3 protein-coding genes are annotated in these 12,970 nt (G+C 46.7%); all 3 read right to left on the bottom strand.

The window, feature by feature from the left end:
• Window positions 1–23 precede the first annotated feature (23 nt).
• A complete protein-coding gene (locus EXU57_RS00915) occupies window positions 24–1,430 on the bottom strand; it encodes a Gfo/Idh/MocA family protein (RefSeq protein WP_133266285.1) in 1,407 nt (468 codons plus the stop codon).
• Between the two features lie 363 nt (window positions 1,431–1,793).
• Entirely contained in the window at window positions 1,794–2,624 is an 831-nt protein-coding gene (locus tag EXU57_RS00910) for an endonuclease/exonuclease/phosphatase family protein (RefSeq protein WP_133266284.1), read from the bottom strand.
• Window positions 2,625–2,769: 145 nt separating this feature from the next.
• Window positions 2,770–12,903 carry a right-handed parallel beta-helix repeat-containing protein gene (locus EXU57_RS00905; protein ID WP_133266283.1) on the bottom strand — a complete coding sequence of 3,378 codons (10,134 nt, stop codon included), beginning with the start codon at window positions 12,901–12,903 and terminating at the stop codon, window positions 2,770–2,772.
• Window positions 12,904–12,970 lie beyond the last annotated feature (67 nt).

The raw sequence follows: 12,970 nt of genomic DNA, 5'->3' as shown, positions 1-12,970 counted from the left end.
AAGCGATATCGTTGCTTCCCGTGCTAAACGGCTTTATTTCTATTAATTTTTATGTCCATAAACCGGTTATTTTTTCTGCTTTCTTCGGCCATGAATCCCATAATATGCGACTCAATGGATTCATCGATTGTTGAGGTCAGCAAGGCAGGGTTTTGTTGCGAAACTGCTTGTACAAAGTCGCGCGCCAGTAACCAGTCACCACCGCCATGACCGCTATTGGCATAACCTTCTACGTCTTCTGCTTTCGGGGTCAGCTTGGTTTGCTTGCCCGTTCTAAAGTCGTTGATGACCAGGTTGTTCATATCGCCTTCCATATCACCCATTGAACCCATTATCCTGGTTCGTCTTCCTGCATAGCTGGTAAAAGCTTCCATCGAGAAATTGGCGGTAACATTATCTGCAAACCTGATGCTCGTGATGTAGTGATCAGGCTGGTCGTTATCCATCCGGTACACACAGCGACCGTAATTGGTGGTCTTGAGCCGGTCCATGATCTCATCAGCATGTTTGGATTTATCGGCCGAGAGGTCGAACACATTTAACCGTTGCCGTTTATCGTAATAACTCCTGATGGCTGAGTATGGGCATTCCCGTTCAACCTTGCAGCCATCGGTACAGCGGTTGGTGCTGCCCTCCGGTGCATTTTCTTTCCTAAACCATTTCAGGTCGCCCATTGCGATAATCTGCTTGCTTGGTTTATCGATCACCCATTTGATGATGTCAAGGTCGTGGCAAGACTTCGCAAGTATGATTGGTGTCGTCTCCTTCGAGTTATGCCAGTTGCCACGAACATACGAATGCGCCATGTGGGTATGCTCGATCGGTTCAAGGTGTTGCACACTCATGATCTCTCCCACTGCTCCCTTAGCCAATAGTTCTTTCATCTTAACAAAGTAAGGCGCATACCGGAGCACATGGCAAACAGCCACAATCCGGCCGGTCTTTTTTGACAAAGCAAGTATGTCGCGGCATTCCCGTTCCGTTGGTGCGATGGGTTTTTCAAGCAGCACATCATAACCCATCTCCAGCGCTTTCATACAAGGGCCATAATGCAGCCTGTCGGGGGTCGAAATGATAATTGCATCTGCAAATTTTGGGCGTTGAAAAACATGCTCCCATGTCGTGAAACGGTTCGCATCCGGAATGGTGTGGATCTTTGCATAACGGTCGTTTCGGTAAGGTACCGGTTCGGCAACACCAACGATCTTCATTTGTGTTGCATTACCTGCAGCAAAGCCACCATATACCATTCCACGATTGCCTGCACCCAGTGTAATCGCCGTTATCGGCTTGTCCAGGGGTTTGTGTAAAGGGTTCGGCGGAATCGCAAACTCATAAGCGCCTTCACCTGTTCGCGCGAGAAGCTGGGTTGACACAATGGTTCCACCGAGGCTAAGCGCAAACGACTTCAAAAGTTTTCTCCTATTCATATCGTCAGGGATTGTGCGAGAAATGTAGTTAATAATTTTTACGTGACCAGCTTTTGTATTCCATGTGATCCATCGTTGTGCGGTGCCTCCAATTATGGGCCGGTCACTCCCTTGTACGTTCGTACGCTGATGAGCTAACAAAGGATGCCGGAGAGTCAAATATGGATTTGCGGGTGTCGTTTATTTAAGTTTATTATACAGTTTGTTGCTCAATCAATTTCAGCGGTACAAGAATGCGACACCGGGCAAGGATGTTCCATTGGGATCCTGCAGCCTGGTTCAAAAAAAATTGCGTACGGAATGACATTGATTGAGCCGGAGCCTTTCGAAACTGTGCTAACTAAGTGTTCATCAATCTGTAACTCATTTAAGTTGTAATACAACTTCTACCGGCAGGTGATCCGAAGCATACTTTTCATCGATGACCTGGTGTTTAACAATGGTGAAAGCAGTTGATGGTTTGTAAGCAACGAAGTCGATCGTTTTGGTTGGATTGATTACCGGGATGGTAAAGCCACAATTCTGGATACAACTCCTGGTAAAAGATTGATCTAGTATGTTGATGACCTCTCCACCTGCTACGGCATTAAAATCGCCCGCAATCACAACTGTAAGTTTTTCCTGTTTCAAAACTTCTCCAATTTTTTGTACCTGCAAAAGCCTGTTTGTATCGGATCGTTGTGCGTCGAGGTGTGTACACGCAAAAACAAACTTGCTTCTATTGGGAAGGGTAACCTCGGCTGTTGCCAGTGTTCTTGGCTCGCCGTTCGTACCGGCGGCTGTTGGAAGAGGGGTATTCTTCATGTTTGATAATGGCAATCTCGACAAAATCGCAACCCCGTATTCCCCGCCATCGTAATTGATCGCTTTGGCAAAATAATAGTGTGGCATGCCCGACAATCGCGCAAGGTCTTCTGCCTGGTTCGAAGTTTTTCCTGAACGGTTGGTGTTCACATCCACTTCCTGTAAGGCGACAATATCCGGGGATGATTGCCTGATTACTTTAGCAATTGCATCAAGATCGATCACACCCGGCTTTGAAGGCGGGCTTGCATGATGAATGTTGTAACAAAGCACATGAAGTTCATTGGACCAGTTAGTATTTGTGCCAGCCGATGAACCAGTCTGCGCAAGTTTGCGTGTACAGCCAAAGGTTGCCAAAAAGATCACCAGGAAGAAAGAAAATAATTTCATTCTCATTATATAGCTGAATAGGTTTTGATGTGGTTTGATTATGTAAATTTTTTTCTTGATTGCTTTGCCTGCTGGCTGCTCAGTCGCCGGGTAAGTATTCTGCAAACCGCGTAAAGCTCCGCTCCTCTGGTCCTCTGCATTCGCTTTATTTAAATAATCTAATGACATGTGTTTCGCCTGCTATTATAATCTTTAACAGGTACAATCCACTACTCCATTGTTCAAGTCCTCCTACGGGCAATGAAGTAAGACCCGCGCTAACTTGTCTGCTTCGCTTAATCAACATAGCGCCTTTTGAGTCCGTAATGGAGAATACTACGGAGGCATCAGCGACGGAATTGATGTTAATTAAAACTCTGTCGGAAAAAGGATTTGGTGTTACGGTGATCAAATTACTTCCTGTCTCGATGTCAATCTGGACCACTCTTGAATATTCGAGGGTGCCATCTTTACTCATCATCTTCAACCTGTAATAAAGCACCTTACTCGTTGCACGACTAAGTATTCCCCGATCAACTAAGGTATAATTTTGAACGCCCGAGATTCCATTTGCACTTAGCAGCCCGGCTCCTTCGAACGTTCGTCCATTTGCCGATCGTTGAACTTCGAAACTGGCGGTATTTACCCCGTTTGTCGTTTTCCAGGCCACGACAACATCGTTGCCGGCCTTTGCCGCAGTAAATGTAAGCAGGTTAACAGGTAGAGGTGAATTGTTTTCCATAGCCGCGAACAAGGAAAAATTACTGAGCTGACTATACCCTATTGTATTCGAAACCGTATCGGGAATTGAGTTAGCATAGGTGACCCAACTTGCCGGACTGTTTCGTTTAGCAAGCCTGGTCAGCCTCTCGTTTAGTAATGTTCCAAGCCATGGATCTTTATAGTTGATATCGATACTATAATTGTAGGGGCCCGTGCCAAAGGCCTGGATACTGTCGAAAAAGTACATGGACTTTGTTGTGGGTACGACCGAAGGCGGAATGACACCGGAGTACCTGCTGACCTTAACGGAGTCAGGTACCCGGGCACCCGCGGCCCACGTGATTTTTGCAATTGTATCTGTTGCAAATAAAAACGATTGGGTTGTTCCTGCTGAAGGAAGGGCAGGCACTGCGGTGGCAACAGGTGGCCCCACACGGGGTGTAAACTCGTATGCACCAAGGTCAGGAACACCTTCAACTAACGTGGTTGGACGAGCCCTGCCAAGTTTGTCCCGGTCATTTCCGGGCACCTGCACACCTTGCCCATGTAACGCCCACACTTCCGCTTTAAGGGTGTCGGGGTATAACGGTCGTGGATTGTCGCCTGAAAAGTCACGGATAAATACCGGTGGATAGCTGATTGAGTTTTTGTCTAACCCTGTTGCATTTCGCCAGGCTTGTAGCGTATTGTAAGCAGCGGCCGGAGATCCTGATCGTACAAGTACAGCACCGCTGCTATAGATATCGTTGTAGTCGCTTGTGAATGCAGCCGGGTTTTGGAGAGAGAGTGCTGTACCCAATCCGTTAGTCTGAGAAAAAATATTGTTTTTAAGAATGCCGATGCCTGCACTAAGCGAAGTTCCCCGCACGTTGGCATTGGTTGAATTTCCGCCTGCGTCGATACTCACGGTATTGTTGTAAGCCTCCAGTTGATTGGCGTTTATAGATAAAGCCACGGAGTTTGAAAAATAAGTATTAACCTCAACCGTGTTATTTACAAACATTACGTTATTCGAACTGATCACTAATCCTGTAAGGCTGGTAGCAGCGTCATTCGATGTACCGCTGCCGGAAACCGCATTGTTCATTATTCTCAGCGGCTCCGAGCCTGCGGCAGAGCAACTGATCACGAAGGCAGTAGCACTACGATTAAAGTTATAAGAGATGCCCGCACTTACCCTGTTGTTCAAAATTTCAACTGTACTATCCCCATTCAAGATTACGGCCGTATTGAAACGGGTGTCACCACCTGTACTAACCTTATTAGCGTTAAAGGTGAGCAACCGGGAGCGCGTGATATTCACCCCCTGAACAAGGGTAGTTATTGAATTTCCTCTCATTGTTAGGTTTCTACCAGCCTCAAGGTAGATGCCGTAAGAACCCGCAAAAACAGCCGAATTGATGATGGCGCAATCGTTACCCATACTCCCTTGTATACCGATGGCCGACATACCCGTGGCATCGTCATAAGCAGCAGGCAGCGAAATGGAACAGGCAATAATGCTGTCGGCATGTCCGCCATTCAGGTTTATACCCCTTCCATATGGATTGGTAAAAGGTACATTGTTCACTGCCCGAATAGCAATACCACGAAGGGTTACAAAACTTGAAAATAAGTTGATCAGTGTATAATTAGATGCGGTAGTCACCATCGAAAGTTCAGGACGGTTAAGGCTATCTACCGCCTGGAAGGTTATTCGGTTGGAAGCGGAAGATCCGTTTATGAAATTGATCGTGATCTGCTCATTGTACGTGCCAGGCGCGATGTTAAATACAACCGGCCCCGCTATCCCACATGCAAGTGCGTTAACCGCGGCGTTGAAACTTTCGTAGTTCCTGCCTCCCGTTGGCTTCGCCTGATTGATGGTGTACGTACCGGAAAGCCGTGCAGGAAAGACCACTTGTACCGGAGTTGAGAATTGCGTATTGCCTCCGCAGGTTACAGCTGCCCGATAGTAGGATGTGCCGGAGACCTGGACAATCGTGTCGGACCGTATAGAAAAATTACCAATTGAAGTAAAAGGTCCCGTGGCATTAAATGCCCTTTGCCATTGGTAGGTTTGACCAGCCCCTGCTGAGTTGCCTGTAAGTGCTAACTGAACCTGCGCCAGGGAACAGGCGTTGGTTATTGCTCCTAAGGTGGCTACCGCCGTTCCGGGTGTTGGTGGATCTACACATAATGGAACAGTAAATTCATATGCCCCGATATCGGGTGTGCTGGTACTTCTTGCAACGTCCCTGATATCTGTTGAAACACCAACAGGTGTGCCTTTGTTATCGAGCAAAGGAGAAAACGGTTGAAAGTTGCCGCTCGCCGGGTTCACGAATTGCGGGTCGGTACTCGAACTATTCACATCTTGTGCGGTGGCTGCCTGCCATGCCGATAGTGTTGCATAATTGATGCTATTTGTAACACCGATAAACCGGTTTGCTTTTGGAGGAGCATAATAGTTGTTGTTGTTGAATATAGCTCCATTAGGTTGCATGTATACAGCTACCTGTAAGCCTGTACCTGACCTGGTCAGGTTGATTAAGTTGTTGGCTATTTTGTTGGAGGAATTATTTGCAAACTGAATGATGATCCCATATACCACCCCGGTTGACGTGGTCACTGTATCGTTGAGAACAATTGTATTGTGATAAAGGCCCACATTAGTGGAAGAGCTTAGCGATATGCCGGTGATACTGCCCTGCCCATTAAGATTGTAGATTAGGTTATTGCTTACTATGTTATCCTGTGTACCAAGCCCGGTACATGATTGAAGCGAAATACCGTTCATTTGCAAGTTGTTTGAACGATTCATTTCAAAAGGGTTGAACAGCCGGTTTTTTGAAACAACGGCTGCTTTACTGTTGATCAGGTAAATGCCCCTGAATAGTGCAACATTTAAGCGGTAGGGTCTTGAAAGTGCATTCTTTTCAATAACTACGTTTTCATTACGGTCGATGTATATGCCCGTATAATGAAAATCGGTAATGCTGTTGTTTTGAACAACGTTGCTTTTGCAAAAGAACGAGTCATTGCCAATGGCTGTTATTCCATAATATCCTCCATTAATCTTATTTGATGTGATCAGGTTACTTTGGCAAATGAAAGCACCGGCACCTGCCTGATCGGCGGCATTTAGGTTGGGATTTAACACAATACCTGTAGACGACCAGGCATTTGATGCCGTGGTGGTGTCAATATAAACCGAACAGTTCTTTACTGTGTTAAAACTTGCATTTCTGATGAACTGTAAACCGTATTGGTACATGCCCGCGCCACGGGAATCGATAACCAAACTATCCAAAGTAATGAATTTCGCTCCATTCAGTTTTACAACTGCCCGTTCCTGCATGTTATTGGAACTGTAGTTTATAGATGCGCCGTTTCCATTGAACGTAATGGTATTCGTTGCGGACATTCCTGGTATGGAATCGATAACGACCTGCTCATAATACGGACCGCTTCCGGGAGCAACGTTAAACACGACAGGTCCGCTGATCCCGCACTTTGTGGCTTCAGTTGCGGCAGCAAAACTTTGGAAATTTCCTCCACCCGTTACTGCCCTCGAGTTGATGGTATAGGTGCCACCCTGGAAAAGCAGACCTGTACTAACAAGTACCGGCTGTGCAAATCCTGTGTTTCCGGCACACGTAATCGCAGCTCGGTAGTACCGCGAATTTGATATGTTGATAATGGTATCCGGGTGGTATTGTGGAGTACCCAGGTTTGAATATGGCCCTGATGCATTGTTGGCAGTTTGCCACTGGTAAGTTTGCCCTGGCCCTACCGACTGGCCTGTTACTTCAAGTAATACGGGGGTTCCGGAACAAACAGAACTTAACGATGCTGTTGTTGTTCCCGGGACCGGTGGCGTAGTACAAGTAGCTGCACCAAATTCGTAGGCACCAACATCGGGAGTGTTGGTATCGCGGGTGCGACCCGTAAAGTCGGAAAGTATACCAACGGGCGTTCCCCTGTTGTCTAATGCGGCGTTGGTCGGTAAGAAATTCAGCACGGCCGTATCAGTGAACTGGGGGTTTAATGTAGTTGAATGTTTATCCCAACCCGTTGCTGCCTGCCATTGCTGTAAACTGCGAAAAGTAATTTGTGTAGTGTCACCTATGGCATTGTTGCCTGAGCTACCGTTGATAAAGTAGTTATTAAAGTCAGCAGTCAGCCCTGTTGTCCTTTCCGAAACTGCAAGGCCTACATTTTTTCCTGTTCCCCCACCTGTAATGCTGATAATGTTATTCTTAAACTCCGTATTTGTACTTCGATTATGTTCGTAGCCTGTCGAGCCTGATAAGGACTGTGAAGATCGGTTAGCAAATACAACTGTGTTATTTGAAACCCTAATGAAGCTCGAGTTTGTCACGAACAAACCAGTTCTTCCGCCGGCTCCATCCATCTGGTACACAAGATTGTTACTCACGAGCACTTCGTTGCCTGCAGTTGCAAAAGCAGAGGCAACAGAAATACCCGTAGCCAAAGCGTCAAGAACGAGGTTTCCACCGAAAGGATGATGAATAACATTCTGCGAAATGTCGATGTTATTGGCTGTACCTTCTGCAAAAATTCCAACAAATCGATCAGGATTGCTTCTTAAAGGCCTGCTGATGTCATTGCGTCGAACAATTGCGCCTGGAGCATTGGATAAGTAAATGCCGTGAGAGTAAAAATCCTGCACGATGTTGTGTTCAAGGGTGTTTGGCTGCCCGTTAGACAGGATGCCATAAAATCCGCCTAATATGCTGTTGTCGGCGCACAGGTTCCCTCTGCTGCCATTCATGTCTATTCCAATGAAACCGAAACTGGTAGTACTTCGCGACATGTTGATGGTACACCTCCTGATGACATTAGAGTCTGACCGACGAGTCAGTTCAAACCCAGTTCCAAATGTTCCGGTTCCGGTATTTAAGATGAGGCTGTCGAAGGTGACAAATTTTGCGCTCTCAAGCTTAACAATGGCTTTTTCGCTTGATGTATTGATGTTGAAGCTGATGACAGCTCCATTGCCATTAAAGGTAACCGTGTTAGCTGGTGAAGCACCGGGTATGGATATGATTTTAACCTGCTCGTTGTATGGCCCGCTTCCGGGTGCCACATTGAAAATTACTGGGCCATCAATGCCACACCTGATGGCATCAACGGCATCTTTAAAACTTTTAAAATTTGTTCCGCCCGTTGCCGCTGCTGAATTGATCGTGTAGATACCGACTGCAAAAACAGGTTGTAAATTGATATGGAGGGTATTCGAAAACGCAGTGTTTCCTCCACAGCTTACGGCAGCGCGATAATAAAAATTACCGGAACCCAGGAAACTGGTATCGGGCAGCAACATGGGTTCGCCCATTGCCGTCCACGGACCCTGCTCTGAATCGGATTTCTGCCACTGGTAGGTTTGGCCATCACCCTCGGAGTTCCCTTGCAGGTATAACCTGATCATGGATCCATTACACCAGTTGGATACTCCTGTAACCGTATCCCTGGCCAAGCCAGGGTTAGGAGGAGTTGTACAAGATGGGCCGGTAAATTCGTATGCGCCCATGTCGGGGTATTTGAAACTCCGCTGCTGACCATTGATGTCGATGGCAATGCCAACCGGTCTGCCTTTGTTATCCAACGCTGCCGTGAGGGGTTGGTAGTTTCCTGCTAAAGGATCGACGTATCTCGGATCAGTAAAAACCGATGCTAAATCCCTTCCGAACCTTTGCCATTGCGACAAACTGGAAACATTACCACCTGAATAAGCCACAAAACTATTTGCGCCGGGTGAAATAAACAACCCGTTGTTATCGGAGCTTAAAATGGTATTGGTACTTGAACTTGCGAAGTAAAAAAGGTACTTGTTGCCCGTTCCGCCACGATTGATCGTGATGATGTTATTGAATATTAGCTGCTGTGATAACGGGCTAGAACTTGAGGGGAATTCCATCCCAACGGTGCCCCAAAGTGATCTGCTACTGGTATCGTCCAAAGCAATAGTATTATGATATATGCTCACCTTTTCGGCACTTGAGTTGCGTATGCCAACTATGCCGCGTTCGCTAAAGAAGTGATACAGCAGGTTGTTTGTTAAGATGTATCCTTGTCCACCTGGCTTGCCCCTGGTAATGTGTATACCCGTGGCCGATACAGTAGCCAGGCGATTTACACCAAAAGGATCAGAAATGCGGTTCCTGGTTATTACGGCGCTTCTTGCACCATCTAATTCAATTCCGGTGAACTCTGCTACATTAACCCTGGCGGGGCGGGCGATAATATTCCGTTCGATGACAACATCCGTATTTGAAACTGTCCGGATCCCATAATTAAAAAAGTTGGTTATGGTATTTCCGGCTACGCTGTTATTTCTTTGCTCTGCCGTATCGCTCCCATTAAGATAGATCCCAATGTATCCACCATCAACTTTATTGGAGCTAATGGTGTTGCTGTCACACGAAATACTTCCTGTTAACGCAGCTAATTTGCTCAAGTCATCGGCATTTACCAGTATCCCGGTGTACATTTCCCCGGTGGGCGCTATTGTAGTGTCCGTATAAATTGTGCATCGCTTTATGGTGTTAAAATCTGCATTGTTCACGAGTTGAATGCCCACCTGGCGCCTGCCGCTCCCTCTTGCGTCAATTACTAAACTGTCAAGCGTAATCCGTTTTGCACCCCGGAGTTTAATAACAGCCCGCTCATCTGCGTTATTTGAACTGAAACGAAGGATTGCCCCGTTGCCATTGAATGTAACCGGGTTTGCAGCAGACCCGTCTGCAACAGAGTCCATTATTACCTGTTCATTATAGGGACCGCTACCGGGAGCAACGTTAAAAACAACCGGGCCTGTAGTACCACACTTTACCGCAAGTACAGCATCGGCAAAACTTTTAAAGTTTGTTCCCCCGGTACTAACGAATGAATTAATTGTATAAGTTCCTCCTGGGAACAGCTGGCTGGCCTGGACCCTGAATGGTATTGAGTACTGGGTACTTCCACTGCACGTAACTGCCGCGCGGTAGTAGTTGTTGTTTATCGCGTTGACAATGGTATCCGGGTAAAACAGCTGATTTCCTATGGACGTATATGGGCCTGTTGCTGAAGTCGACGTTTGCCATTGATAGGTTTGTCCTGCACCAGTTGAGTTGCCCGTTAGTTTAAGGGACACCCCAGTTGCCGCACATATTACCGGGTTGGGTGAAGTTGCCGTTCCGGCTGATGCGGGGCTCACGCAGGTTGTAAACTCATAAGCACCAATGTCGGGAGTGCTTACATTTCGCGGCTGGTTCAAAATATCGGTGGTAATCCCAACGTATACGCCTTTGTTATTGAGCGCAAGGGCAAGCGGTTGATAATTGGCGGCTGCAGTATCGGTGAATAAAGGATTTAGCGTAAGCGAGTGTACATCCTGGCCCGATGCTACCTGCCATTGGGCCAACGTAGACTGGAACGTATTGTTGGTTTGCCCGATATAATTTGTTATAGTTCCGGTAAGATAATAACTGTTGTAATCAGCGCGGAAAACGGAGGATGAATAAGTTGAAGGGACATCAAAGACCAGGGCGCTGCCCTTTCCGCCGCTTCCGATATTAAAGATGTTGTTGAACAAGTGAGTAGCAGTACCGATTCCGCTACCGGTAGCGTTGGAATAAAAACCTATCCTGGTGCTGTTATAGACCGCCCGCTTTTTGTCATCAAGTGAAATCGTGTTATGATAAATCCTGAAGCCGCGTGAACTGAAAAGATAAAGGCCGTATATCCATCCCTGGCCATGCATATTATAAACGAGGTTATTACTGATTGTTCCCTCCTCACCCTGGTACGGGTTAACACTGCTCAGATATATTCCATATGCCGAAGCTGGACTGGAGGGATCACCGCCAAAAGGATCATGGATCCGGTTTTTGGAAATGATAAAATTTGCGTTGTCGTATGTGGCGTAGATACCGGTGAAGGAAGCACCCTGCCTTAATGGATTACTAATATCGTTGCCCTCAATTATGGTTGCTTTCGTTTGAGTGAGGTACATCCCGCTGGATTGGAAGTCAGTGATTACATTGTTCGTTACTGTGTTGCCGTTGTCACTGTATTGCCGGTTGAAGCCAACGATGGTAATACCATAACCACCGCCGGTAATATAATTAGATGTAATCAGGTTAAAATTACAAATGCCCTGAGCAGTCCCCGTTGAGGTTGGGCTTTTCGAATCAGAGCTAATTACGATACCTGCAGCATTGTCGGAGCCAGCCGTTAGGGATGAAACTATGCGGCACCGCCTGATGATATTTGTATCAGCGTTATTTGCAAGTTGTATTCCCCATCCATATAACCCTGAACCGGTGTTGATGGTCAGACTATCGATGATTATTCGATCTGCTCCATCCAACTTTAATACCGGCCTTTCATTAGAGTTAAGCGAATTAAACGTAAGCTCGGCACCATTCCCGTTTATTGTGATCGTATTTGTGGCAGATGTGCCGGCTACTGCTTTCATCCTAACCTGTTCCACGTAAGGTGTGCCTGGCTGAACATTGAATACAACGGGGCCACTGACCTGGCACAGGTTTGAAAACGCGTCGGAGAAAGTATTGAAATTTCTACCAGCTGTAGGTTGTTGATTATTGATGGTATAAGTTCCCGACATGGGTAGCGGGGTCGTGATCCTGACACTTTCTGACATAGCGGTTGTTGTGCCGCAAAGGAGAAACACCCGGTACCAGGTGGATACATTCTGAACCGTCCTGAAGGTTGCACCGGAAGCGCCCGGAATGCTGTACCAGGTAACATTGTCGGGCGAATATTGCCATTGATATACCAGGCCCGACGCATAAGTGGGTTCACTAAGGGTAAAGCTATCCCGTGCGCACTGCACTGTCGAGTTAACCACAATGGGCACCGTGACCGGCGGACTCGTGCAAGGGCCCACTTCGCAAGTAACGGTGCCACAAAAATTCGCCGGAGAATACAAAAGGTTACCTGGTCCGTAATAACCAACGTTTTGTTCCGCAATCTTTGTATCACCTGTCTTCAAATTTATTCCCGTTGAGGAGAAGACCTTCGTCTCTCCCCTGTCAATTGCAGTATACAGTACACCTATCTGGCTAGTCTTTAGCGCAAAGCGGAATTGTCTGTTTGCAGGAACGACCAAATTCAGGCTGCTGAAAATTGAAGTAATCCCATCTGCAGTAGCCTGGATTGGAGCAGATGTCGCAACTTCAAGCCATTCAGGTGAGGAGATTGTTGAGGGGCCGGAAAGTGACGTGGAAGAATAGTACAGTGTAAAGACCGTTGCAGGACCACTTCGCAATAAGTAATTGGATACTCCCTTTACCGTTAAAGGCACATTGTTGGTATTCTCTACAACAAAGGTTACCACGCTCGACGAGAATAGGGGGCTGAGTGTAACTGAAGGCGGGGCCGGTATGGTAACGGTTTGTGCATTTGCTGAAAAGTTTACCTGCGAAAAAAACACCAACAGTAAAATGATAATCTTCAATCCCCGGGCCTTTTTACCGGGCCCATATATCCCTGGTCCGGAAAAAATGATCGTGTTATGTGGGGTATCTGAAGCAGGATTGCAATTGAAGGGTAGGGTTTTATTCATAAGCAGGCTTAGTTAATAAATATAAACGAATAAAATCACCGATTATTGACTATTTGCTAACCTGGCG

This window comes from Segetibacter sp. 3557_3 (genome assembly GCF_004354985.1).
GTDB lineage: Bacteria > Bacteroidota > Bacteroidia > Chitinophagales > Chitinophagaceae > Segetibacter.
This window is presented reverse-complemented; position numbering and strand designations above follow the sequence as displayed.